This is a genomic window from Stenotrophomonas sp. 2201_Sma (genome assembly GCF_056486685.1).
Map to the genome: position 1 here is coordinate 589,789 of NZ_CM151329.1, position 22,597 is coordinate 612,385.

Sequence of the window (22,597 nt, forward strand, 5' to 3'; positions counted from 1 at the left end):
TGCGGGTGTGCCGCTAGAATGCGGGCATCCTTACCGTGTGGGACAGCAAAGCGATGGACAAGTCCAATACCGGCGGCAAGCGCAGCAAGCGCTATGTCAGCGCGGCCCAGGCGCTGGAGGGCGTGGTCGCCCATGGCCAGACGCTGGCCGTCGGCGGCTTCGGCCTGTGTGGCATACCCGAGGCACTGATCGCAGCCTTGCGCGACAGTGGAGTCAAGGGCCTGACCGTGATCTCCAACAATGCCGGTGTCGATGGCTTCGGCCTGGGCCAGCTGCTGGAAACACGCCAGATCAGCAGGATGATTTCGTCGTACGTGGGCGAGAACAAGGAGTTCGAGCGCCAGTTCCTGGCCGGTGAGCTGGAGCTGGAATTCAATCCACAGGGCACCCTGGCCGAGCGCCTGCGTGCCGGCGGCGCCGGAATTCCTGCCTTCTTCACTGCCACCGGCTACGGCACGGTGGTGGCCGAAGGCAAGGAGACCCGCGAATTCGACGGCAGGCACTATGTGCTGGAAACCGCGCTGCGTGCCGACGTTGCCCTGGTGAAGGCGTGGAAGGCCGACGAAGCCGGCAACCTGGTGTTCCGCAAGACCGCGCGCAATTTCAATCCTGCCTGCGCGATGGCCGGCAAGGTGTGCATCGCCGAAGTGGAAGAGGTGGTGCCGGTCGGTGCGATCGATCCGGACCAGGTGCATCTGCCGGGGATCTATGTGCATCGCATCGTGCACAACGCGCATCCTGAAAAGCGAATCGAGCAGCGCACCGTGCGTGCGGAGGGCAACTGACATGGCGTGGACCCGCGATGAGATGGCGGCCCGCGCCGCCCGTGAACTGACCGACGGTGCCTATGTGAACCTGGGCATCGGCCTGCCGACCCTGGTCGCCAACCACATTCCCGAAGGCGTGGACGTGTGGCTGCAATCCGAGAACGGCCTGCTTGGCATCGGCCCGTTCCCGACCGAATCCGAGGTCGATGCCGACCTGATCAACGCCGGCAAGCAGACCGTGACCGCGCGCGCCGGTGCCAGCTACTTCGGCAGCCATGACAGTTTCGCCATGATCCGTGGCGGCCACATCAACCTGGCCATTCTTGGCGCGATGCAGGTGACCGACAAGGGCGATCTGGCGAACTGGATGGTGCCCGGCAAGATGGTCAAGGGCATGGGCGGCGCGATGGACCTGGTGGCCGGCGTGCAGCGCGTGGTGGTGCTGATGGAGCACACCGCGAAGAACGGCGAGCACAAGGTGCTGGCCGAATGCACGCTGCCGTTGACCGGCGTGGGCGTGGTCGACCGCATCATCACCGATCTGGCTGTGTTCGACGTGACCGATGCCGGTCTGGTGCTGGTGGAGACCGCGCCGGGGGTTGACGAGGACGAACTGAAGGAAAAGACCGGCGTGCCGTTCCGGCGTGCCTGAGTCCGGCGGGGCGGCCTCGTGCCGCCCCGACACTGCCTGGCGATCCCGATGCTGTTTCCACACGAGCTGCCCGATGCCGACGTCCGTCATGTTCCGGGCTGGCTGCTGCCGGATCGGGCGGATGCGTTGCAGCGGACACTGGGCGAACAGGTGGCCTGGGATGTGCACCGCATTCGGATGTTCGGTCACTGGGTGGATTCGCCGCGGCTGAGCAGTTGGATCGGCGATCCGCAGGCACGCTACCGGTATTCCGGCGCCGAGTTCGTCCCGCGGCCCTGGCTGCCGGCATTGCAGGCGCTGCGCGTGCGATTGCAGGAAGAGGGTATCGGCCGGTTCAACAGCGTGCTGCTCAATCGATACCGCGATGGTGGCGATTACATGGGGTGGCACAGCGACGACGAACCCGAACTGGGACCGGCGCCGGTGATCGCTTCACTGAGCCTGGGGGCGGCGCGGCGTTTCTTGCTGCGACGACGCGACGAGCCGGCACGCAAGGCGGAGTTCCTGCTGGGCCATGGCGATCTGCTGTTGATGGCCGGCAGCACCCAGCGCTTCTATCAGCACGCGTTGCCGAAGATGGCGCGGGCTCAGGGCGAGCGGATCAACCTGACATTCCGTTGGATCACGCCGCGCTGAGCGAGGGATCAGCGCGGTGCTGCGGCGCTGTCGTTCTGCCCACTGACCAGCGTCCAGCCGACCACGTCCTGCGCGATCTGCTGCAGGCCACGTTCGAACGCCGCCGCAACCGCCGGCACATCGGTACTGCCAACGGGCTGCGCCTGACGGAAGGTGCGATCAGCGACCACGCGCTGGTCGGCCACGTGGATCAGCTTGGCATTGAGTTCGATCACCACCGTCGGCGTGGCCTGGCCCTGGTAGTCCGACTCGAAACGACGGATGTCCGTGGACAGCTTGTAATCGGCGCGGATACCGGCGGCGGTGCGGGCCACGCCGTTGATGCGGCCGGAGTCCTCGAAACCGCGCAGCAGCGTGTCCTCGATCATGTCGGTGGCCGGCTGGGCCCAGCTGGCACCCCTGTAGATCTCCAGCTCCGACGGCGTGGGACGCACGTTGATGCGCGGGCTGTCGACCATGCGCGCCGCGCTGGGCTTGGCCAGCACCAGCTGCCAGGCGACCTGGGGCCAGCTGGGATCGACCTTCACCTGCACGGCAGGCGAGTACAGGGTGACGGGATTCTTGTCGCCGCTGCCGAGGATCGAGCAGCCCGACAGCAGCGCCAGGGCCAGGCCTGGCAGCAGCAGGCGCGGGAAGAGGATCGGGCTCATTTGGGTTCGAACTCCTTCGGGGCATCGCGGCCGAGCAGATAGCGCGCGGGGTTGTTCTCGAGGCGGTCGCTGACCCGGCGCAGGTCGCGGATCAGGCCACGCAGCTCGGTCAGGGTCGGGCCCAGCTGGCCGAGCCCGTCATTGGCGAAGCTGTTGATCGCGGCGCGGTTCTCGCCAAGGATCGAATCGGCATTGCCGGCAGCCGAATCGAGCTTGACCAGGGTAGCGTCGAGCTTGTCGATGATGCCCGGCAGCTGCTGCACCAGGTTCTTGTCGAGGCGCTCGATGGTGCCGTTGGTGGTCTTCAGCGTGGTGTCCAGGCTGCGTGCGGCATCGCGCGCGCTGAGCAGCAGCGCCTGTGTGCCCTGGTCGCGGTCGGCCAGTCCGCCGCTGATGGTTTCCAGGTTGGCCAGGGTCGCGTTGATCGACGCCACGTTGCGATCGCTGAGGATCTGGTCCATGCGCTCGACGATGCGGTTGGCCACATCGGTGATGTTCTGCAGTGCCGAAGGCGTGGTCGGGATGATCGGCGCCGGGTCCTTGTTGACCGTGGTCAGTGCCGGCGACTGCGGCGTGCCGCCGCTGAGCTGGATGATCGACGGACCGGTCAGGCTGGTGATCGCCAGCTTGGCACGGGTATCGGTCTTCACCGGGGTGGTGGAGTTCAGGCGGATGCGCGCCACCACCTGGCGCGGATCGTCCGGTACCAGGTTCAGCTCGATGATCGAGCCGACCGCGATGCCGTTGTACTGCACCGGGCTGCCGACCGACAGGCCGGTCACCGCCTCGCGGAACACCACGCGGTATTCCTGCCAGGTGCGGTCGGATGAGTACTTGGCCGCCCACAGGCCGAAGGCCAGCAGGGCCAGGCCGGTGATCAGGGTGAACGCGCCGATCAGCACGTAGTTGGCTTTGGTTTCCATGGCTCAGGCACTCTCGATCTGTTCGCCACGCGCGGCACGCGCACGTGGTCCGTGGAAGTATTCCTGGATCCACGGATGATCCAGTTTCTCGATTTCCGCAAGCGGTGCGTTGGCGATCACCTTGTGGTCGGCCAGCACGGCGACGCGGTCGCAGATGGCGTAAAGCGTGTCCAGGTCATGGGTGATCAGGAACACGGTCAGGCCCAGCGCTTCCTGCAGGGTCTTGATCAGCCGGTCGAAGGCCGCCGCGCCGATCGGGTCCAGGCCGGCGGTCGGTTCGTCCAGGAACAGCAGCGGTGGGTCCAGTGCCAGCGCGCGGGCCAGGCCGGCACGCTTGCGCATGCCGCCGGACAGCTGCGAGGGCAGCTTGTTGATCGCATCGGCGGGCAGGCCGGCCAGCTTCACCTTCAGCAGTGCCAGCTCGTAGTGCCAGCGTTCGGGAAGGTCGCGATGATGCTCCTTCAGCGGAACCTGCACGTTCTCGCCGACGGTCAGCGAGGAGAACAGCGCGCCATCCTGGAACAGCACGCCGGTGTTGCGCTCGATATGCAGCCGGCTTTCGGCATCGTCGGCACGCGCATCGCGGCCGAGCACTTCGATCTGTCCTTCATCCGGCACGCGCAGGCCCAGGATCGAGCGCATCAGCACGGACTTGCCGGTGCCCGAGCCGCCGACGACGCCGAGGATCTCGCCGCGCCGCACGTCCAGGTCGAGGTCCTCATGGACGGTCTGGCTGCCGAAGCGGTTGACCAGCCCACGCACGCGGATGGCCAGGTCATGGCCATCGTCATCACGCATCTCGAAGGTGCCGGAACCGGAGGTCGTGTTCATGTCACCAGTCCATATGCATGAACCACAACGCCGCAAAGGCGTCGATGATGATCACCAGCGAGATGGTCTGCACCACGCTGGATGTGGTGCGCTCGCCGACCGACTGTGCGGTGCCGGTGACCTTCAGGCCCTCCAGGCAGCCGATCAGGCCGATCACCACCGCGAAGACGGGCGCCTTGGACAGGCCGACCAGCATGTGCCGCACCTCCATCGTGTCGTGCATCCGCGCGATGTACATCTGCGGCGGAATGTCCAGATCGAACGCGCCGACAGTGATGCCGCCGGCCAGGCCGGCAATCATCGCGATGAAGGTCAGCAGCGGCAGGGTCACCAGCAGCGCGAACAGGCGCGGCAGTACCAGCAGGTCGATCGGGTCCAGGCCCAGCGTGCGCATCGCATCGATCTCCTCGCGGGCCTTCATCGCGCCGATCTGCGCGGTGAACGCGCTTGCCGTGCGGCCGGCCAGCACGATCGCGGTCAGCAGCACGGCGAACTCGCGCAGGAAGGCGATGTTGACCAGCTCGACCACGTAGATCTCCGCGCCGAAGTCGCGCAGGATGGTTGAGCCCAGGAACGCGATCACCGCACCGACCAGGTAGGACAGCAGCGCCACCAGCGGCACGGCGTCCAGGCCCACCTGCTCCATCTGGTGCACGGTGGCGGTGAGGCGGAAGCGCCGCGGCTGCTTGACCAGGCGAGCGGTCTTGACCATCGCCTCGCCGAGGAAGCTGGCCAGGGCCACGATGTTGTGGCCGGTGCCATGCATGCTGACGCCCAGCCGTTCCAGCGCGGCCAGCACGCCGAAGTCGCGCTTGGGCTTGGGCCGGTCGTCGGCCACTTCCTCGATGGTGCACACCAGTGCCTGGTGATCCGGCCGGAACTGCAGCGCATCCTCACCGAGGTCGGCGCGATGGGCCACGCGCAACAGCTGCAGTACGCCGGCCGAATCGAGCTGCTCGATGCCCGTGGCGTCAATGCCGGTCAGTTTGTCGGGAACGGCGCGCAGCACCTCGGCCGCGGCCAGCGCGGTCTTCAAGGTCCAGTGGCCGGACAGGCGGATCAGCCCGGGGTCGTGGGCGTCCTGTTCGAGCTGGGGGGCGAGGTTCTGGGTCACATGGGCCATTCGGGTCGCAGCATAACCGTTCTGTATTGTGCTTCGCGTTGAACCAGGATGAATTCCTCCGGTGGGGCCCGGCCTAGGTAATACTACGGCGCATGTCCGCAGACGCTCACACGATCCCCACGCCCCAGGCCACCTACGCGCAGCGCGTGGCCTTCGTTTCCGAGATCGCCGGCCGCCTCCACAGCTACGGCACCACGGCCCAGCGTCTGGAAACGGCCGTGGTCGCACTGGCAAAACAGCTCGATCTCGATTGTGAACCGTGGTCTAACCCCACCGGCATCATCCTCAGCTTCAGCGACCCGGCCCAGGCGATCGGCTCCAGCGACATCACCCGCGTGATCCGCCTGGCACCGGGCGAGAACGACCTGCACAAGCTCAGTGTCGCCGACCGGATCGCCGAGGAAGTGGCCAACGGGCGGATGAGCATCGCGCAGGGGCACACCGCGCTGCGTCAGCTGGACAAGGATCCCGGCCGTCGCGGCAAGCTCCGCACCATCCTCTCGTTCACGCTCGGCGCGGCCGGCGTCGCCGGCATGTGGAAGCTGCCCTGGCTGGACATCGCCACCGCCGGTGTCATCGGCCTGATGATCGGCCTGCTCGGCATGGTCACCGACCGTCGCCCGGCGACCCGCGAGGCCGCCGAGGCGCTGGCCGCGCTGCTGGCCGGCCTGGTTGCCACCTTGGTCGCTTCGTTTGTCGGCGCGCTCAACCTCAACACGGTGATCATCGCCTCGCTGGTGGTGCTGCTGCCCGGCATGTCGCTGACCAATGCGGTCAACGAACTGGCCAGCCAGCACTGGGTGTCAGGCACCGCGCGGTTTGCCGGTGCGCTGACCACGATCATGAAACTGAGCGTCGGCGCGATGATCGCGGTGACCCTGGCCGATGTGCTGGGCCTGGACCCGGTGATCCGTGCCTCGCGACCGCAGGGACCGTGGGTGGAGTGGGGGTCGCTGCTGACCGCGGCCTTCGCCTTCGCGATGCTGTTCAAGGCCAGCCGTCGCGATTATCCCTGGGTGATTGCCGCGTCCGTGGCCGGCTATGCCATTTCCAAGTTTGGCGGGCACGCCTGGGGGGCACCGGCGGGCATCTTCCTGTCGGCGATGGTGCTGACCGCCGGCGGCAACCTGTTCGGTCGGCTGGCCGGGCGTCCGGGTGCGATCATCCGCCTGCCGGGCATCATCATGATGGTCCCTGGCAGCACCAGCCTGCGTGGCGTGCTGACGCTCGTCCAGCAGCAGGATGTCGGTGCCGGCCAGAGCGTGTTCCTGACCGTGCTCAACGTGGTGATGGCACTGGTGGCGGGCCTGCTGTTCGGCAACCTCTTGATGCCGGCGCGCAAGACGTTGTGATGGAAGGAAGAACGCCGGCTTGCGCCGGCGTTCTTCATTCTTTCCGATCCGGCCTCAGGCCTTCTTGATCAGGAAATCTTCCGGCTTCTTGCTGCCCTTGGCGGTCAGCTCGGCCATCCAGCGCGGCTGCTTGCCACGGCCGGTCCAGGTTTCCTTCGGGTTGGCCGGGTTCCGGTACTTCGGGGCGACCTTGCCGAGCTTGCGGCCGGCGGTCTTGGACGGCGCCGCTGCCTTGCGGGCGCGTGGCTTGGCAGCCGTGGTAGCGGTACCGAACAACTCCTCGATGGTGTAACCCTCGGTCTTGGCCAGCTTGCTCAGCTGGGCCCGCACCTTGGCGATCGGGCGACGCTTGGCGACGATGGTCTGCTGCTTTTTCGCGGTGCGGATCAATGCGCCCAGCTCGCGTGCCGACAGGCCGGTCAGGTCGATGCTCATCTACGGTTACTCCGGAAACTAATAAGGGACAGGGACGAGCCGGTCCGTGGCGTCGGCGCACAGGATAATGATGAATTAAATCCAGTACAAATCATGCAGGTCAGGGTATGGCGATGGACCGACTGCATCGTGACCATTTTGACCGGATTATGTCCAGCTGCATATTCGCCGGCCCACCGCCGGTACAAAGAAAAAGACCGGGGCATGCCCCGGTCCGGTCACTCAACCCTGCAGGCGTTGCAGCAGGGTAGCCTTATCCAGGCTTTCGGCTTCGCTGGCACGTCGCGAGCGGTACTCGTACGTGCCGGCCGCCAGGCCGCGCTCGCTGACCACCACGCGATGCGGGATGCCGATCAACTCCATGTCGGCAAACATCGCACCCGGGCGCAGCCCGCGATCATCCAGCGCGGCATCGAGACCGGCATCGCGCAGTTCCTGCAGCAGGCCGGCAGCGGCTTCGGCCACAGCGGTATCGCCCTTGGGGTTGATGACGCACACCACCACCTGCCACGGCGCCATCGCGTCCGGCCAGATGATGCCGGCATCGTCATGATTCTGTTCGATCGCAGCAGCGACCACGCGCGAGATGCCGATCCCGTAGCAGCCCATTGCCATCACTGCGGCCTTGCCGTTCTCGTCCAGTACGGTGGCGTCCAGTGCTTCGGCGTACTTGCGGCCAAGCTGGAACACGTGGCCGACTTCGATGCCACGGGCGATCTTCAACTCGCCGCCGTCCAGCGCACGGTCACCGGCACGCACGTTGCGGATATCGACCACTTCCGGTTCCGGCAGGTCGCGGCCCCAGTTGACTCCAGCCAGGTGGAAGCCCGCTTCATTGGCACCGACCACGAAATCGGACATCGCCGCCACTTCGCGGTCGGCCACCACGCGGATCGCCTTGGCCGGTGAAACCGGGCCGAGGAAGCCGGGCACGCTGCCCAGGTACTCGGCGATCTCCGCTTCGCTGGCAAAGCGCTGCTCTTCCAGGCCGGCAACCTTGCCCAGCTTGATCTCGTTGACCTCGTGGTCGCCACGGACCAGCACCAGCACGAACCCTTCGGCGGTCATCAGCGCCACCGACTTCACCGTGCGCTGCAGGGCGATGCCGAGCAGGGCGGCAACGTCCTCGCAGGTCTTCTGGGTGGGGGTCTCGACCTTGCGCATCGTCTCGCCGGCTGCCGCGCGCGGTGCCGGTTCCGCGGCGATCGCCGCTTCCATGTTGGCCGCGTAGTCCGAGCCGGTGGAGAACACCAGCGCGTCCTCGCCCGAATCGGCGATCACATGGAATTCCTGCGACGCATCGCCACCGATCGCGCCGGAATCGGCCTGCACCATGCGGAAGTCCAGGCCCAGCCGGGTGAAGATGCGGCTGTAGGCGGCCTTCATGTTCTCGTACTCGCGCACCAGGCACTCATCGTGCAGGTGGAACGAATAGGCGTCCTTCATCAGGAATTCGCGTGCACGCATCACGCCGAAGCGCGGGCGGATCTCATCGCGGAACTTGGTCTGGATCTGATAGAAGTTCACCGGCAGCTGCTTGTAGCTGGACAGTTCGCTGCGCGCGAAGTCGCATGCGGCTTCCTCGGCGGTCGGGCTGTAGCAGAACACCTGGTCCTTGCGATCCTTGATCTTCAGCAGCTGCGGTCCGAACTTCTGCCAGCGGCCGGTCTGCTCCCACAGCTCCTTGGGCTGGATGGTCGGAATCTGGAACTCCACGGCGCCGGCGCGATCCATTTCCTCCCGTACGATGCGTTCGACCTTGCGCAGCACGCGCAGTCCCAGCGGCGACCAGGTGTACAGGCCGGAGGCGAGCTTGCGGATCATGCCCGCACGCAGCATCAGGCGGTGGCTGGTCAGCTCCGCGTCGCTGGGGGTTTCCTTGGTGGTGTGCAGGTGGAACTGGGAGAGGCGCATCGTCGGCTTCGGTCTACGGCAGAGATCCCTATTCTGCCAGCCCGGGCGGGGGGAGGGTATCGGCAGGGCTGCGCCCTGCACCCGTCTCAGGCAACTTCAACTGCCACAGCAACAGCAACAGCAACAGCGGGCTTCCTGTGGGATGGCGGGGTGGATCCGGTGGCAGGGGACGCCGTAAACCCGTCCATGGGGGCTTGGTCGCGGCATCCATGCCGCTCACACCCCTGCCACCGGACCCACCCCGCCTTCGACAGATCTCTGCGACCTGCCAGGACATGCCTTGGGGTCAGATCCGTTTTCCTGCGGAAACGGATCTGACCCCATTTTTGATTCCATGTAGCCCCCATGGATGGGTTTGCGGCGTGTCCTGCCAGACCACACCGCCCCGCCAGACCAGCAGAAAACCAGAGCCGCTTTGGCATTTGACGTTGCCGTTGCCTGAAGCAGGTGCAGGGCGCAGCCCTGCCGACCCCTCAACCGGCTGCTGGGCAGTAGGCCTTGATGCTGGCTTCAGCCAGTCCCTTCTGCGCGGTGCGCTGCTCCGCGGTCAGCACGGTATCGCCCTTGCCGTCGCCGTCGGTGTCCTGCATCACCTGGCCGGAGCCTTCCAGCAGGGCCAGGTTGGCACGGGCGGTGCTGCACTGCTCCGGTACGGGTGCGGCCGGGCGTTCGGCGCTGTCAGCCGATGGCGCCGAGCGCGCCTGCGCCCGGGTCTCGTAGGTCCTGCCTGCTGGCGGGGTTTCCGAATACTGGGTGACGCCGTTGGCGTCCTTCCACTTGTAGACGGGGCCGGCCATGGCACTGGTACTGGCCAACAGCAGCAGGCATCCCAGGCAGGACAGGGCACGCATGGCAAACTCCGCAGAATGGGCGTAGAACGCCGATTGCAGCATTGGCACCGACCGCTGGCAAGTCGATTAAACTGGATTCCATGGACCCGATCACACCGCCGCCGCGTTCGCGCACGATTTACCTGCTGCCCAACCTGTTCACCACTGCGGGCCTGTTCGCGGGCTTCTACGCGATCATCGCCGCTGCCAACGGGGATTTCGTCAATGCCAGCATCGCGGTGTTCGTGGCGGCGGTGATGGACGGCCTGGATGGCCGTGTCGCGCGCCTGACCGGCACCAGCAGCGAGTTCGGCGTGCAGTACGACTCGCTGGCCGACCTGGTCAGCTTCGGCATGGCGCCGGCACTGGTGATGTACCACTGGTCGCTGTCCTGGCTGAAATTCGATGATCCCCTGCTGGGGCGTGTCGGCTGGGCCGTGGCGTTCCTGTACGCCGCATGTGCGGCGCTGCGCCTGGCCCGCTTCAATACCCAGGTCGCGGTGGTGGACAAGCGCTGGTTCGTCGGCCTGGCCAGCCCGGCTGCGGCCGGGCTGATGATGTCGTTCGTCTGGGCCTTCGCCGATGGCAACCTGGGCTGGGATGGCAATCAGCTGCGCTATGTGGCGCTGGCGGTGACGCTGGTCGCTGCGCTGCTGATGGTCAGCCGCATCCGCTTCTGGAGCTTCAAGGGCGGTGCCGCCAAGGATTCCCGTTCCGACCGGGTGCCGTTCCTGGTCCTGGCACTGGTACCGATGGCCATCGCGATCGCGGTGATCGACCTGCCGCGCGTCCTGTTCGCCGTGGGCATCCTGTATGCCCTGTCCGGCCCGGTGATGTGGGCGGCGCAGCGCCTGCGCAAGAAGTCCGAGGCCGCGTGAGCCAGGATCTGCCCGTGCTGTGGTCACCGGCCCAGCAGGCCTGGCTGCAGGCGATGGGCTATACCGTCTATCACGACGGCCAGCTCGCCGCGGAGCTGGACGCTGCATTGCAGCTGAGCGTGGCCGACGCCGATGCCGCCAGCCCGGCAGCGCAGTCTCCGTCACGCCAGCCCGAACCGGCAGCGGTGGAGCCGGCACCGCGCCAGCCGCGGAGTCCGTCGCCGCCGCCTCGCACCGCGCCCGCCGTGGTGCCGGCAACCGAACCTCAGGCGGCACGCGCAGCCTCGGCGGGCACCACCCGGCAGCCGGCGGTACGTCTGCCTGATCGCCTGCAGATCGCGCTGCTGCGCGCGTCCGGCTGCAATCCGAACGATGCCGCGACGCAGGCACTGATGGACAGCTGGCCGTTGGAGCAGCTGCGCCGTGATCCAGCCGCCAAGCGCGCGCTGTGGCCGCAGCTGCGCGCCCTGCGCAAGCGGGGCGCGCCGTGAGTGCGGTCAGCCAGCCCGGTCCGGTGCGCCTGCGGGCGCTGCGCGAGAGCGATCTTGCCGAGGTGATGGCGATCGAGGTGCGTGGCTATCCCTTCCCGTGGACCCGCGGCATTTTCATCGATTGCCTGCGTGCGGGTTACCCCGGTCTGGCAATGGAGCGCGATGGCCAGCTGCTCGGCTACGGCGTGCTGAGCATCGCTGCCGACGAGGCGCATGTGCTGAACATCTGCATCGATCCGCTGGTGCAGTCACGCGGGCTGGGGCGGCAGCTGCTGCGTGCGCTGGTGCAGCTGGCTGGTGATCGCGGTGCCCAGCGTGTGTTCCTGGAAGTGCGCCCGTCCAATGCGCCGGCGCTGGCGCTGTATCACAGCGAAGGGTTCAACGAGATCGGCCGGCGTCCGCGCTATTACCCGGCCGCGCAGGGGCGCGAGGACGCGGTGGTGATGGCGATCGAGCTGGTCGAGGGCGACCTGCAGACAATGCCGCCGCTGTAACCGGGATGCGCCGCGTTGCCCGCCGGTACGGCCGGGCGCTGGCGGCAGGTGCCAACCTTGGCGGGCACGTGTGGCTCACGCCAGCCGCAGGGCCAGCACTCCGCTGACGATCAGCGACGCCGCCAGCCAGCGCACGCGCGGTATCCGTTCGCGCAGCAGGAATGCCGAGATCAGCAGGGCGAACAGGATCGATGACTCGCGCAGGGCCGACACCATCGCGACCGGTACCTGGGTCATCGCCCACAGTGCCATCGCATAGGACGCGGTGGTGCCCACGCCGCCGGCCAGGCCCAGCGGCCAATGCTGGCGCGCATAGGTCAGCACCGCGCTGCGGCGGGTGTACAGCGCCCACAGCGGCAGCGGGATGCCCGACAGCAGGAACAGCCACAACGTGTAGGCCAGCGGGCTGCCCGACAGGCGCGCGCCGTGCGCATCGACCAGGGTGTAGGTTGCGATCATCGTCGCCGTCAGCAGCGGCAGGCCGAGCTGGCCTGCGCGCGCGCCCAGTGCCATGGCCAGGATGCCGCTGCTGACCAGCGCCACGCCCAGCCACGCCGCTGCGGGCAGTGATTCGCCTAGCACGGTGCCAGCCAGCGCGACCAGGATCGGTGCGCAACCGCGCATGAGCGAATACGCCAGGCTCATGTCCACCTGCTGATAGCAGCGCGCGACCAGCGCGTAATAGACCACCTGCAGCAGTACCGAGGCCGCCAGCCACGGCCAGCTGGTCACGTCCGGCAGAGGAAGGAGAGGCAGCAGCGCGGCGGACAGCAGTGCGGCGCTGCCGGTGACGAGCACGGTGCCGAGGAGCTTGTCGGCGCCACGCTTGACGATGGCGTTCCAGCTGGCATGCAGCGCGGCAGCGGCGAGAACCAGCAGGAAGATCGAAAGCGGCATCCGCTGATGATGCCAAAAGACCTGGGCGGGTGCGGACCTGGATCCGCACCCGCCGGTCGGCTGTTACAGCTTCGCGCGTTGTTCGCGCAGGCCGGCCAGCTGGGTGTTCCAGTCGGCCAGGCGCACGCGCTCCTGCTCGACCACCGCAGCCGGCACCTTGTCGGTGAACCGGGCCAGCTTGGTTTCGCTCTTCTCCTGCTCGCCTTCCACGCGCTTGATCTCCTTGTCCAGGCGTGCACGTTCGGCATCCAGATCGACCAGGCCTTCCAGCGGCACCAGCAGCTTCAACTCACCGACGATGGCGGCGGCCGCAGGCGGAGCGCTTTCGCCGTCGCCCAGCCATTGCACGCTGTCCAGCTTCAGCAGGAACGACAGCGACGCACTGAAGCGTTCGACGCGGGCACGGTCCTGCTGCTGGCCTGCCTGCAGGCGCAGGGGCACCAGCCTGGACGGTGCGACGTTCAGTTCGCTGCGCACGCGGCGCACCGCGCTGATCACCGCCTTGAGCCATTCGACGTCGGCCTCGGCCTGGGCGAAATCGCCCTGGAACTCGGCTGCAGTCGGGTAGGGGCGCAGCGACAGCGTGGTTTCGGCCAGGCCCAGGCGCGGGGCGAGCTGCTGCCACAGCTGTTCGGTGATGAACGGCGTCAACGGGTGCAGCAGGCGCAGCAGGGCTTCCAGCACATACAGCAGGGTGTGGCGGGTGCTTTCGGCATCCGCTGCGTCGCTGCCGCTCAGCGCCGGCTTGCTCAGTTCGAGGAACCAGTCGCAGAACGCATTCCACGCGAACTCGTACAGGCACTGCGCCAGCAGGTCGAAGCGGTAGGTGGCGAAGTGGCCCTGCGCTTCAGCGGTGGTGGCCGCCAGGCGTGCAAGGATCCAGCGCTCGGCATCGGTACGCGGTGCCGGCACGCCGCTGAACGCCGCACCTTCGGTGTTCATCAGCGCGAAGCGGCTGGCATTCCACAGCTTGTTGCAGAAGTTCTTGTAGCCTTCGGCACGGTTCATGTCGAACTTGATGTCGCGGCCATGGGTGGCCAGCGCCGCGATGGTGAAGCGCAGCGCGTCGGCGCCGTGGGCGGCGATGCCGTCCGGGAACTCCCGGCGCGTGGCTTTCTCGATCTTCTCCACCATCTTCGGCTGCATCAGGCCGCCGGTGCGCTTGGCGACCAGGTCATCGATGCTGATGCCATCGATGATGTCCAGCGGGTCGAGCACGTTGCCCTTGCTCTTGGACATCTTCTGGCCTTGTCCGTCGCGGATCAGGCCGGTGAAGTAGACGTCCTTGAACGGAATCTTTCCGGTCAGGTTGTCGGTGGCCATGATCATGCGGGCCACCCAGAAGAAAATGATGTCGAAGCCGGTGACCAGCACCGACGACGGCAGGTAGCGGTCGAAGCCACGCTCGGCCATGGCCTGTTCGTTCGGCCAGCCCAGGGTGGAGAACGGCCACAGCTGGGAGGAGAACCACGTTTCCAGCACGTCGCTTTCCTGGTTCAGCACGACATCGCTGCCGAGCTTGTGCTTTGCCCGCACCTCATCCTCGCTGCGACCGACGTAGCAGGTGCCGGTGGCAGCGTCGAACCACGCCGGAATGCGGTGGCCCCACCACAGCTGGCGGCTGATGCACCAATCCTGGATGTTGGCCATCCAGTGACGGTAGGTGTTGATCCAGTTCGGCGGCACGAAGGAGATGCTGCCCGGCTTCCCATCGGTACCTTCGACCAGCTCCAGGCCGCGCTTGGCCAGCTCGTCCATCTTCACGAACCACTGGTCGGTCAGGTACGGCTCGATCACCTGGCCGGTGCGGTCGCCGCGCGGCACCTGCAGCTTGTGCGCCTTGGTCTCGACCAGGATGCCCAGGTCTTCCAGCTCGGACAGCACGGCCTTGCGTGCTTCATAGCGGTCCAGGCCCTGGAAGCGTTCCGGGGCGTTCTCATTCAGCGCCGCCACCGGAGTGAACAGGTTGATCATCGGCAGGCTGTGGCGCACCCCGACCTGGTAATCGTTGAAGTCATGCGCGGGCGTGACCTTGACCACGCCGGTACCGAAGGCGCGGTCCACGTAATCATCGGCGATCACCGGCACGCGGCGGCCGGTCAGCGGCAGCACCACGGTCTTGCCGATCAGGTGCGCGTACCGCTCGTCTTCCGGATGCACCATCACGGCGGTGTCGCCCAGCAGGGTCTCCGGGCGGGTGGTGGCCACCACCAGGTAATCGCGGGTCTCGCGCAGGGTTTCGTTACCGTCGGCGTCGCGCTCGACGTGCTCGTAGCTGAGGCCGTCATCGAGCTGATAGGCGATCGACCACAGGAAACCGTCTTCTTCGGCGCTCTCCACTTCCAGGTCGGAGATGGCGGTTTTCAGCACCGGATCCCAGTTGACCAGACGCTGGCCGCGGTAGATCAGGCCCTGCTCATGCCAGCGCACGAAGGCCTCGATCACCGCCGCCGAGGGCTGCGGGTCCATGGTGAATGTGCTGCGCGACCAGTCGGCCGACGTGCCGAGGCGGCGCATCTGTCGTTCGATGGTGTCGCCGGACTGCTGCTTCCACTCCCAGACCTTGCCGATGAAGCCTTCGCGGCCCAGCGAGTCACGGGTTTCGCCCTTGCCTTCCAGCGCCAGGTTGCGGCTGACCACCATCTCGGTGGCGATGCCGGCGTGGTCGGTGCCGACCTGCCACAGCGTGTCGTAGCCGCGCATGCGGTGGTAACGCACCAGCGCATCCATCAGGGTCTGCTGGAAGGCGTGTCCCATGTGCAGCGTGCCCGTCACATTCGGCGGTGGCAGCAGGATGGTGTACGGCTCGCCCTGGCCGGACGGCTTGAAGTGGCCGGCCTTCTCCCAGGCCTCGTAGAGGTCGGTCTCGAAGGACTTCGGGTCGTAGCTGGAGGCGAGTTGGGTCATGCGGGGGAACCAGGAGGTAATCGTTGAAGGATCAGGGCGCAGGGGTGGCCCATCAAGGGGGCCGCGGGGCGCTCACATGTCGTGCTTGTTCAGGTCGTAACCGGCGGCCTTGTACTGGCGCCAGCGTTCGCGCAGCGGTTCGCGCGCTTCAGGGTCGGCCGGGACCACTTCCAGCACGCGCTCGCACTGGCCCAGCCAGGGGTCGTCGCGCAGGTTGATCACCAGCGGGCGGGCCGGCGCCTCGGTGCCGGGCACGGCGATCAGCACCAGCGCTTCTTCCTCGTCCATGTCCTCGCCGGCGATCTGATGCGGGATGTAGGCATCGTCATCGAACGCCCACAGCAGTTCGTCCAGTTCCTCGGCCTGGGCCTGGTCGCGCGCCAGCACCAGGGTGAACAGGCCGGCATCGTTGGCCTTGCGTGCCAGCTCGCAGACCAGGCGCAACGGCTCGGTCAGGAAACGGGGCTTGGCGATCAGGTAGAAGTCGGCGCGGGGCATGGCAGGGTCCGGAACAGGCGGGGGCCCGGCCTGGCCGGGCGAGGCCCTGGCCGGCGGTGGCCGGCCAGGGTCTGGTACAGCATCAGGCGCGGGCGGCCTGGTCCAGCAGCCACTGGCTCAGCAGGCCGACCGGGCGGCCGGTGGCCATGCCACGCTTGCCCTCGTCGCTGGCGACGCCGGCGATGTCCAGGTGAGCCCAGCGCTGGCCTTCGGCGAAGCGCGACAGGAAGCAGCCGGCGGTGATGGCGCCGGCCCAGCGGCCGCCGATGTTGTAGACGTCGGCGAAGGTCGAATCCAGCATCGGCTGGTACTCATCCCACAGCGGCAGGCGCCAGGCGCGGTCGAACACGTGCTCGCCGGCGGCCAGCAGCTCGTTGGCCAGGTCGTCGTGCTTGCTCATCAGGCCCGCGGTCTGGTGGCCGAGGGCGACCATGCAGGCGCCGGTCAGGGTGGCGACGTCGACCAGCGCGGCCGGCTCGAAGCGCTGCGCGTAGGTCAGCGCATCGCACAGGATCAGGCGGCCTTCGGCGTCGGTGTTGCCGACTTCGATGGTCTTGCCCGACATCGAGGTGATGACGTCGGACGGGCGGTAGGCGTTGCCGTCGATGGCGTTCTCCACGGCCGGCACCACCACCACCAGGTTCAGCGGCAGCCTGGCCTTGACCGCAGCGACGAAGGTGCCGATGACGTTGGCGCCGCCGCACATGTCGTACTTCATTTCCTCGATGCCGCCCTGGGTCTTCAGGTTGACGCCGCCGGTATCGAAGGTGATGCCCTTGCCGACCAGCACATAGGGCTTGGCATCGCCGGCGCCGGTCCACTTCAGCACGACCAGGCGCGGGCGATTGGCCGAACCACGGGCCACGGCCAGCAGCGAGCCCATGCCCAGAGCTTCCATCTGGGTCTCGTCGAGGATCTCGGCCTCGGCGCCGTCATGCTCGCTGGCGAACTTCACGCCGACTTCGGCCAGGTAGGCCGGGGTGCAGTAGTTCGGCGGCAGGTTGCCCAGCTCGCGGGCGAACTCGACACCGGCAGCGATGGCCTGGCCTTGGGCCAGGGCCTGCGCGTCGTCACCGGCGATGGCCAGCTGGGCCAGCCCGGCATCATCGGCCTTCTTCTTGCCCAGCGTGGCGGTGTAGCGGTACGCCGCGTGATCGGCGGCGATCACTGCCTGGCGGATCGCCCAGGCCGCATCGCGCTCCTTCACAGCCACTTCAGACAGGGTGAACAGCGCGCTGCGGGTGGCGCCTGCCTTCAGCGCGCGAACGGCGTCGCCTACGGCCTTCAGGTACTGCGGCACGCCGAAGCGGGCGGCTTCACCCAGCCCGACCACCAGCACGCGCGGCGCTGCCACGCCCGGCAGGTCGTGCAGCAGGCTGGTGGCACCGGTCTTGCCGGACAGGTCGCCGCGCTGGGCGAGGGCCGACAGGCGGCCGCCGCTGGCGGCATCCAGCGCCTGTGCGGCCGGAGTCAGGGTATGGTCGGCGTATGCGCCGACCACCAGGCAGTCAACGGGGGCGGCGGCCGGGGCGAGGTGGTTCAGGGTGAATTCGAGAGCCATTGAGCAGATTCCATTGGCAAGTCCGTACAATCGCGGACCGTTTACGCCCAGACGCTAGACTGGGCGGCACCGCGAACGAACCCCAGAGTTTAAACCACCGCCCCATGTTGAAGCTCGACCGCTACCTGCTGGGCGATTTCGTCCAGAGTTTCCTGGCCACCCTGATCGTCCTGCTGGTGGTCAGCGTGGGCGGCGTGCTGGTGGACATCCTCGGCAACATCGCCGACGGGCGCCTGCCGGCCAGGCTGCTGTTCTCGCAGCTGGCGCTGCAGTTCATCGTCTACATGCCGCTGATCCTGCCGCTGGCGTTGATGCTGGGCCTGCTGCTGGCGATCGCCCGCCTCTACCGCGACTCGGAAATGGCGGTGATCACCGCCATCGGCGTGGGCCCCAGGCGCCTGCTGCGGCCGCTGCTGATGCTGGTGGTGCCGGTGGTGGCGGTGGTGGGCGCCTGTTCGCTGTGGCTGGGGCCGTGGGCCTCACGCACCGCCGAGCAGATGATCCAGGACGCCAACCGCAGCGTACTGATGGCCGGCCTGGAGCCCGGGCGCTTCACCCCGCTGCCCAACGGCGGCGTGGTCTACCTGTCCTCGATCTCGCCCGATGGTACCCAGCTGGGCAAGGTGTTCCTGCAGCGTGCCAAGGACGACCGGCTGGAAGTGGTCTCTGCCGCCAGCGGCCGCATGTACTTCGAGGGCGAGCGGCAGCGCTTCCTGGAACTGGACAAGGGCCACCAGGTCGAGGGTCCGCTGGCCGGTGCGCTGGATTACCGGCTGGCCACCTTCGCCCGCAACGATGTGGCCCTGCCTGACGGTGCGCAGACCCGCAAGGATGACGATCCGGAACTGATGTCGACCCTGCAGCTGCTGGGCGACGGCCGCACCCAGGCCCAGGCCGAACTGCATCGCCGGCTGGCCCCGCCGCTGATCGCCCTGGCGTTCGCCCTGCTGACCGTGCCGCTGGGGCGCAGCTCGCCGCGCCAGCAGCGCTATGGGCGCATGATGCTGGCCCTGCTGGCCTACATGGTCGGCACCAACCTGACGTTCATCGGCGCCGGCTGGATCGCCAGTGGCAAGCTGCCGGCGATGCTGGGCCTGTGGTGGCTGACCCTGCCACTGCTGGCGTTCGCGGTCTGGATGTATGCGCGTGATGGACGCATGAGCCTGCCCAAGGGGGCCCGCGCATGATGCTGCGACCGATGCGGTTCGATTTCTACCTCGGGCGCGCGGTGTTCGGCACCGTGCTGTTGACCTGGGCGGTGCTGACCGGCCTGGACGTGGTGATGGCCTTCTCCGGCGAGTTCAAGGACATCGGAAAGAACGGCTACACCCTGGGACACGCCGCGGCGTGGGTGCTGTATACGGTGCCACGCCGCGCCTACACCTTCTTCCCGACCGCGGCGGTGATCGGCGCGCTGATGGGGCTGGGCCAGCTGGCGGCGACCTCCGAACTGACCGCGCTGCGTGCGCTGGGCCTGTCCCGCAAACGCCTGAGCGTGTCGGTGGCGATTGCCCTGTCGCTGCTGACCGCAGTGATGGTGTTCAGCGCCGAGACGCTGGGCCCGTGGGGGCAGAACCGTGCCGATTCGCTGAAGATGAGTGCCAAATGGGGCCAGGACATGGCCGTGGCCCGTTATTCCGGCATGTGGGCACGCGAAGGCGATACCTTCCTCAACGCGCAGAGCGGTGAGGAACAGCTGGTCGGCAACACGGGAACGCGGTTGATCCTGCGTGACGTCCGCCTGTACCGGATCGCCGAAGACGGGCGGATCGCATCCCTGACCCACGCCGCCACTGCCGAACATGACAAGGACGGCTGGGTATTGACCGGCGTGCGCCGCGATACCTTCGGCGAGCGCTCGGCAACGCGCGAGGAAGTGGCGCGCGAGCCCTGGAATTCCAAGCTGGACGCGGCGGCACTGGCGACCGGTATCGCCAAGCCGCGCAACCTGAGCGTGTCCGAACTGAGCACGAGCATTGCCTATCGCGAGCGCAACGGCCTGGATGCGCGTGACTTCGAGGATGTGTACTGGAGCCGCTGGTTCTATCCGGTGAACGTACTGGCGCTGTGCCTGGCCGCCGTGCCGTTCGCGTTTGGTTCGCTGCGCAGTGGTGGCATGGGCAAGCGCCTGTTCCTCGGCATCCTGTTCGCGTTGGGCTTCTGGCTGCTGCAGCTGTTCTTCGGGCGCATGGCCGGCGCACTGAAGTTTGATTACCGCATCGCCTACGCGCTGCCGCCGATCGTGATGCTGGTGGTGTCAGGCCTGCTGTTCCGGCGGAAATCGGGCTGATTCCGGCAACGCCGGGCCATGCCCGGCGCCAGCAGGACACTTCAGCGCTTGGGCATCCGCACCAGACGCGTGCCACTGGCACGGTCGTGCCACGCCAGGCGTTGGCGATCCAGCAGGGCCCACCAGAAGCCCAGCCCGCCCAGCAGCAGCGACAGCGTTGCCACCGCAAACCGCAGCCACAGCTGCGCGCGCCGCAGCGCGGTGCCGTCGGCCGACACCAGTTTCAGCCGCCACGGCCGCATGCCAAGAGTCTGCCCACCCCGGCGCCAGCTGGCGGTTGCATAGGCCCCGGTTACGACCCAGCACACCGCCCACAACAGCCATTGCCAGGCACTGAAGGGCGCGATGTTCTCGCGCTGTGCATGGCCACTGAAGGTGTAGGCCAGGGTGAACGCCGTGCCGGCCAGCATCCACAGCGCGAGCACGGGCAGCGCGTCGTAGACCATCGCCAGCACGCGCCACGGCAGCAGCGCACGGGGGCGCTGCGCCTCGGGCGTGGCAGTGGAAGACACGTCGGTGGCTGGGCTGGACATGCGCCGAGCATACGCAAAGCTGGCCGCGTCCGCAGTCACCCTCGTATCCTCCACGTATGGCCGTCATTTCCACCCCCGCCGAGCGCCGTCAGCTGGTCCAGCAACTGCCTGCACTGCGTGCCGACGACAGCATGCGCATCCAGCGCTTTCTTGATGCCATCTGGGCGGAGAACGGTCTGGCCAGGGCCACCCTGGACAGCTACCGTCGCGATCTGGAAGGGTTGGCACGCTGGCTGGACGGCCGCGAAGGGGGCCTGGCCGGCGTCGAACGCGCCGGGTTGTTCGACTACCTGGCCTGGCGCACGCGCCATGGCTGGTCGCCACGCAGCAATGCGCGCCTGCTGTCGGCGCTGCGTGCGTTCTTCGCCGATGGCGTGCGTCGCGGCGAGCGCAGCGAGGACCCCGGCGCTCTGCTGGATCCGCCGAAGCTGCCACGACTGCTGCCCAAGGCGCTGGCCGAAAGCCAGATCGATGCGTTGCTGGCCGCGCCGGATGTCGGCAGTCCGCTGGGGCTGCGCGATCGGGCCATGCTGGAGCTCATGTACGCCGCGGGCCTGCGCGTGAGCGAACTGGTACTGCTGCCGGCAACGGCGGTGAACCTGCGGCAGGGCGTGCTGCGGGTGACCGGCAAGGGCAGCAAGGAGCGGCTGGTGCCGCTGGGCGAGGAGTCACAGCACTGGCTGGAGCGTTACCTGCAGGATTCACGGCCGCAGCTGGTGGGAAAGGGCAGGGTGCAGGCACTCGCCGATGGGCAGACGCCGCTGTTCATCGAGCCCCGGCTGCACGCGCTCACACGGCAGGCGTTCTGGCATCTCGTCAAGCGCCACGCGCAGGTCGCCGGCATCGATCCGGCCCGCATCAGCCCGCATGGCCTGCGGCACAGCTTCGCCACCCATCTGCTCAACCGTGGCGCGGACCTGCGCGCGCTGCAGATGCTGCTTGGCCACAGCTCGCTGTCGACCACCCAGATCTACACGCTGGTGGCGCGTGAACACCTGCAGAAGCTGCACGCCCGCCACCATCCCCGTGGTTGAGCGACCTGGATGAACCCCGTCCGGCTTCCGTCAGCGGGCCACGGCGCCGCCCCGGGCGGCTGTGTCAGAATCGGTGGTCCTCTTCTGCTGCGGAATGCTCCATGCTCCGATTCGCCATCGCCGCCGTGTTCGGCGCGCTCAGCCTGACGGCCTGCGCCCAGCCGGCTCCGCCGGCCCCTGCGGCCAAGGCGTCTGCCGCCGCCTCCACCCGGGCCACCCCGGCTGCCAATGGTCCGGCAGAGCAGGCAGTGCGCGCCGCGCTGACCGCGCTCAACCCCGGTTTCGAAGTGGATTACATCGGCGCCGCGCCCTTCCCCGGTTTCCGCGAGGTGGTGGTCTCCGGTCAGCTGCTGTATGTCTCCGACGACGGCCGCTACCTGTTCCAGTCGCAGCCTTATGACACTCGGGCCAAGGGGCCGGCCAACAGCGAGGGCCTGCTCGGTTACCGTCGCGCGCTGCTGGCCAAGGCCAACCACGGCGACCGCATCGTGTTCGCCGCGCCCAACGCCAAGTACACGGTCAGCGTGTTCACCGACATCGAGTGCGGCTATTGCCGCAAGCTGCACCAGGACATCGCCGAACTCAACCGCAACGGCATCAGCGTCGAGTACCTGGCCTTCCCGCGCATGGGACTGGGCAGCAAGGATTACACCGACATGATTTCGGTCTGGTGCGCAGCCGATCGCCGCCAGGCGCTGACCAATGCCAAGCGCGGCGGAACCGTGCCGGCGAAGAACTGCACCAATCCGGTGGCGATGCAGTACGCGCTCGGCCAGCAGCTGGGGGTGAACGGTACCCCGGCGATCTTCGCGCCCGATGGCACCCAGCTGGGCGGCTACCTGCCGCCGGCGCAGCTGCGTGCGGCGCTGGAGAAACTGTCGGCCCAGCGCTGACCGGGATA

At 67.5% G+C, this 22,597-nt stretch carries 23 protein-coding genes; 11 read left to right on the top strand and 12 right to left on the bottom strand.

Annotated elements, in window-relative coordinates:
* Positions 1-53 precede the first annotated feature (53 nt).
* Genes ACZLIF_RS02680 through ACZLIF_RS02690 form a run of 3 tightly spaced genes read left to right on the top strand, consistent with a single transcriptional unit; the run spans position 54 to position 2,055 of the window.
* Positions 54-785: a CoA transferase subunit A gene (locus tag ACZLIF_RS02680; protein WP_128988231.1), complete on the top strand. Its 732-nt coding sequence runs from the start codon at positions 54-56 to the stop codon at positions 783-785.
* A 1-nt stretch (position 786) separates the two neighbouring features.
* A complete protein-coding gene (locus tag ACZLIF_RS02685) occupies positions 787-1,419 on the top strand; it encodes a CoA transferase subunit B (RefSeq protein ID WP_128988232.1) in 633 nt (210 codons plus the stop codon).
* 48 nt (positions 1,420-1,467) lie between these two features.
* Entirely contained in the window at positions 1,468-2,055 is a 588-nt protein-coding gene (locus tag ACZLIF_RS02690) for an alpha-ketoglutarate-dependent dioxygenase AlkB family protein (protein ID WP_053516962.1), read from the top strand.
* An 8-nt stretch (positions 2,056-2,063) separates the two neighbouring features.
* On the opposite strand, the gene ACZLIF_RS02695 is transcribed toward ACZLIF_RS02690, so the two are convergent.
* Genes ACZLIF_RS02695 through ACZLIF_RS02710 form a run of 4 tightly spaced genes read right to left on the bottom strand, consistent with a single transcriptional unit; the run spans position 2,064 to position 5,582 of the window.
* On the bottom strand, positions 2,064-2,705 hold the full coding sequence (locus tag ACZLIF_RS02695; protein ID WP_128988234.1) for an ABC-type transport auxiliary lipoprotein family protein: 642 nt from the start codon (positions 2,703-2,705) through the stop codon (positions 2,064-2,066).
* Positions 2,702-3,628 carry an MlaD family protein gene (locus ACZLIF_RS02700; protein ID WP_128988236.1) on the bottom strand — a complete coding sequence of 309 codons (927 nt, stop codon included), beginning with the start codon at positions 3,626-3,628 and terminating at the stop codon, positions 2,702-2,704. Before ACZLIF_RS02700 ends, ACZLIF_RS02695 begins: the two co-directional genes overlap by 4 nt.
* A gap of 3 nt (positions 3,629-3,631) precedes the next feature.
* On the bottom strand, positions 3,632-4,459 hold the full coding sequence (locus ACZLIF_RS02705; RefSeq protein WP_053516958.1) for an ABC transporter ATP-binding protein: 828 nt from the start codon (positions 4,457-4,459) through the stop codon (positions 3,632-3,634).
* A 1-nt stretch (position 4,460) separates the two neighbouring features.
* Positions 4,461-5,582 (bottom strand): ABC transporter permease, encoded by a 1,122-nt coding sequence (locus ACZLIF_RS02710; RefSeq protein WP_053516957.1) that lies wholly within the window; start codon positions 5,580-5,582, stop codon positions 4,461-4,463.
* A 92-nt stretch (positions 5,583-5,674) separates the two neighbouring features.
* Between ACZLIF_RS02710 and ACZLIF_RS02715 the strand changes: the two genes are divergently transcribed.
* Positions 5,675-6,934: a threonine/serine exporter family protein gene (locus tag ACZLIF_RS02715; RefSeq protein ID WP_053516956.1), complete on the top strand. Its 1,260-nt coding sequence runs from the start codon at positions 5,675-5,677 to the stop codon at positions 6,932-6,934.
* Between the two features lie 54 nt (positions 6,935-6,988).
* Here the strand turns inward: ACZLIF_RS02715 and ACZLIF_RS02720 are convergent, their stop codons facing one another.
* From ACZLIF_RS02720 to ACZLIF_RS02730, 3 genes are all read right to left on the bottom strand, one after another.
* The gene (locus ACZLIF_RS02720) at positions 6,989-7,369 is read right to left on the bottom strand and encodes an H-NS histone family protein (RefSeq protein WP_053516955.1); all 381 of its coding nucleotides are present in this window, start codon (positions 7,367-7,369) and stop codon (positions 6,989-6,991) included.
* 222 nt (positions 7,370-7,591) lie between these two features.
* Entirely contained in the window at positions 7,592-9,283 is a 1,692-nt protein-coding gene (locus tag ACZLIF_RS02725) for a proline--tRNA ligase (protein WP_111186681.1), read from the bottom strand.
* 473 nt (positions 9,284-9,756) lie between these two features.
* Positions 9,757-10,134 carry a DUF4124 domain-containing protein gene (locus ACZLIF_RS02730; protein ID WP_074902117.1) on the bottom strand — a complete coding sequence of 126 codons (378 nt, stop codon included), beginning with the start codon at positions 10,132-10,134 and terminating at the stop codon, positions 9,757-9,759.
* An 80-nt stretch (positions 10,135-10,214) separates the two neighbouring features.
* On the opposite strand from ACZLIF_RS02730, the gene pssA reads away from it, so the two are divergent.
* The 3 genes from pssA to rimI are packed head-to-tail and all read left to right on the top strand — an operon-like array spanning position 10,215 to position 11,976.
* Positions 10,215-10,991, top strand: coding sequence for a CDP-diacylglycerol--serine O-phosphatidyltransferase (gene pssA / locus ACZLIF_RS02735; RefSeq protein WP_128990747.1), 777 nt, complete (start codon positions 10,215-10,217; stop codon positions 10,989-10,991).
* The gene (locus ACZLIF_RS02740) at positions 10,988-11,482 is read left to right on the top strand and encodes a hypothetical protein (RefSeq protein ID WP_128990749.1); all 495 of its coding nucleotides are present in this window, start codon (positions 10,988-10,990) and stop codon (positions 11,480-11,482) included. The genes pssA and ACZLIF_RS02740 overlap by 4 nt, the downstream gene beginning before the upstream one ends.
* A complete protein-coding gene (gene rimI / locus ACZLIF_RS02745; RefSeq protein WP_053516950.1) occupies positions 11,479-11,976 on the top strand; it encodes a ribosomal protein S18-alanine N-acetyltransferase in 498 nt (165 codons plus the stop codon). The genes ACZLIF_RS02740 and rimI overlap by 4 nt, the downstream gene beginning before the upstream one ends.
* A gap of 75 nt (positions 11,977-12,051) precedes the next feature.
* On the opposite strand, the gene ACZLIF_RS02750 is transcribed toward rimI, so the two are convergent.
* The 4 genes from ACZLIF_RS02750 to ACZLIF_RS02765 all read right to left on the bottom strand — a co-directional run bounded on the left by ACZLIF_RS02750 (position 12,052) and on the right by ACZLIF_RS02765 (position 17,839).
* The gene (locus ACZLIF_RS02750) at positions 12,052-12,873 is read right to left on the bottom strand and encodes a DMT family transporter (protein WP_128990751.1); all 822 of its coding nucleotides are present in this window, start codon (positions 12,871-12,873) and stop codon (positions 12,052-12,054) included.
* 63 nt (positions 12,874-12,936) lie between these two features.
* Entirely contained in the window at positions 12,937-15,780 is a 2,844-nt protein-coding gene (locus tag ACZLIF_RS02755; RefSeq protein ID WP_128990753.1) for a valine--tRNA ligase, read from the bottom strand.
* Between the two features lie 72 nt (positions 15,781-15,852).
* The gene (locus ACZLIF_RS02760; protein WP_004154132.1) at positions 15,853-16,278 is read right to left on the bottom strand and encodes a DNA polymerase III subunit chi; all 426 of its coding nucleotides are present in this window, start codon (positions 16,276-16,278) and stop codon (positions 15,853-15,855) included.
* An 82-nt stretch (positions 16,279-16,360) separates the two neighbouring features.
* The gene (locus ACZLIF_RS02765) at positions 16,361-17,839 is read right to left on the bottom strand and encodes a leucyl aminopeptidase (RefSeq protein ID WP_053516946.1); all 1,479 of its coding nucleotides are present in this window, start codon (positions 17,837-17,839) and stop codon (positions 16,361-16,363) included.
* 104 nt (positions 17,840-17,943) lie between these two features.
* Here ACZLIF_RS02765 and lptF point away from each other — a divergent pair, with 104 nt between their 5' ends.
* A complete protein-coding gene (lptF, locus tag ACZLIF_RS02770) occupies positions 17,944-19,026 on the top strand; it encodes an LPS export ABC transporter permease LptF (protein ID WP_053516945.1) in 1,083 nt (360 codons plus the stop codon).
* Positions 19,023-20,129, top strand: a complete 1,107-nt coding sequence (lptG, locus tag ACZLIF_RS02775) for an LPS export ABC transporter permease LptG (RefSeq protein WP_053516943.1) — start codon at positions 19,023-19,025, stop codon at positions 20,127-20,129. The genes lptF and lptG overlap by 4 nt, the downstream gene beginning before the upstream one ends.
* Before the next feature lie 41 nt (positions 20,130-20,170).
* On the opposite strand, the gene ACZLIF_RS02780 is transcribed toward lptG, so the two are convergent.
* Complete coding sequence (locus tag ACZLIF_RS02780; RefSeq protein ID WP_065175339.1) at positions 20,171-20,662, bottom strand: RDD family protein; 492 nt, start codon at positions 20,660-20,662, stop codon at positions 20,171-20,173.
* Positions 20,663-20,718: 56 nt separating this feature from the next.
* On the opposite strand from ACZLIF_RS02780, the gene xerD reads away from it, so the two are divergent.
* Both xerD and ACZLIF_RS02790 read left to right on the top strand, forming a co-directional pair.
* On the top strand, positions 20,719-21,696 hold the full coding sequence (xerD, locus tag ACZLIF_RS02785; protein ID WP_065182490.1) for a site-specific tyrosine recombinase XerD: 978 nt from the start codon (positions 20,719-20,721) through the stop codon (positions 21,694-21,696).
* A gap of 101 nt (positions 21,697-21,797) precedes the next feature.
* On the top strand, positions 21,798-22,589 hold the full coding sequence (locus tag ACZLIF_RS02790) for a DsbC family protein (RefSeq protein ID WP_128987984.1): 792 nt from the start codon (positions 21,798-21,800) through the stop codon (positions 22,587-22,589).
* Positions 22,590-22,597: the final 8 nt, after the last annotated feature.

Coding starts and splice junctions, on each gene's coding strand:
- ACZLIF_RS02680 (WP_128988231.1), top strand. CDS start 54: ATGGACAAGTCCAATACCGGCGGCAAGCGCAGCAAGCGCTATGTCAGC.
- ACZLIF_RS02685 (WP_128988232.1), top strand. CDS start 787: ATGGCGTGGACCCGCGATGAGATGGCGGCCCGCGCCGCCCGTGAACTG.
- ACZLIF_RS02690 (WP_053516962.1), top strand. CDS start 1,468: ATGCTGTTTCCACACGAGCTGCCCGATGCCGACGTCCGTCATGTTCCG.
- ACZLIF_RS02695 (WP_128988234.1), bottom strand. CDS start 2,705: ATGAGCCCGATCCTCTTCCCGCGCCTGCTGCTGCCAGGCCTGGCCCTG.
- ACZLIF_RS02700 (WP_128988236.1), bottom strand. CDS start 3,628: ATGGAAACCAAAGCCAACTACGTGCTGATCGGCGCGTTCACCCTGATC.
- ACZLIF_RS02705 (WP_053516958.1), bottom strand. CDS start 4,459: ATGAACACGACCTCCGGTTCCGGCACCTTCGAGATGCGTGATGACGAT.
- ACZLIF_RS02710 (WP_053516957.1), bottom strand. CDS start 5,582: ATGGCCCATGTGACCCAGAACCTCGCCCCCCAGCTCGAACAGGACGCC.
- ACZLIF_RS02715 (WP_053516956.1), top strand. CDS start 5,675: ATGTCCGCAGACGCTCACACGATCCCCACGCCCCAGGCCACCTACGCG.
- ACZLIF_RS02720 (WP_053516955.1), bottom strand. CDS start 7,369: ATGAGCATCGACCTGACCGGCCTGTCGGCACGCGAGCTGGGCGCATTG.
- ACZLIF_RS02725 (WP_111186681.1), bottom strand. CDS start 9,283: ATGCGCCTCTCCCAGTTCCACCTGCACACCACCAAGGAAACCCCCAGC.
- ACZLIF_RS02730 (WP_074902117.1), bottom strand. CDS start 10,134: ATGCGTGCCCTGTCCTGCCTGGGATGCCTGCTGCTGTTGGCCAGTACC.
- pssA (WP_128990747.1), top strand. CDS start 10,215: ATGGACCCGATCACACCGCCGCCGCGTTCGCGCACGATTTACCTGCTG.
- ACZLIF_RS02750 (WP_128990751.1), bottom strand. CDS start 12,873: ATGCCGCTTTCGATCTTCCTGCTGGTTCTCGCCGCTGCCGCGCTGCAT.
- ACZLIF_RS02755 (WP_128990753.1), bottom strand. CDS start 15,780: ATGACCCAACTCGCCTCCAGCTACGACCCGAAGTCCTTCGAGACCGAC.
- ACZLIF_RS02760 (WP_004154132.1), bottom strand. CDS start 16,278: ATGCCCCGCGCCGACTTCTACCTGATCGCCAAGCCCCGTTTCCTGACC.
- ACZLIF_RS02765 (WP_053516946.1), bottom strand. CDS start 17,839: ATGGCTCTCGAATTCACCCTGAACCACCTCGCCCCGGCCGCCGCCCCC.
- lptF (WP_053516945.1), top strand. CDS start 17,944: ATGTTGAAGCTCGACCGCTACCTGCTGGGCGATTTCGTCCAGAGTTTC.
- lptG (WP_053516943.1), top strand. CDS start 19,023: ATGATGCTGCGACCGATGCGGTTCGATTTCTACCTCGGGCGCGCGGTG.
- ACZLIF_RS02780 (WP_065175339.1), bottom strand. CDS start 20,662: ATGTCCAGCCCAGCCACCGACGTGTCTTCCACTGCCACGCCCGAGGCG.
- xerD (WP_065182490.1), top strand. CDS start 20,719: ATGGCCGTCATTTCCACCCCCGCCGAGCGCCGTCAGCTGGTCCAGCAA.
- ACZLIF_RS02790 (WP_128987984.1), top strand. CDS start 21,798: ATGCTCCGATTCGCCATCGCCGCCGTGTTCGGCGCGCTCAGCCTGACG.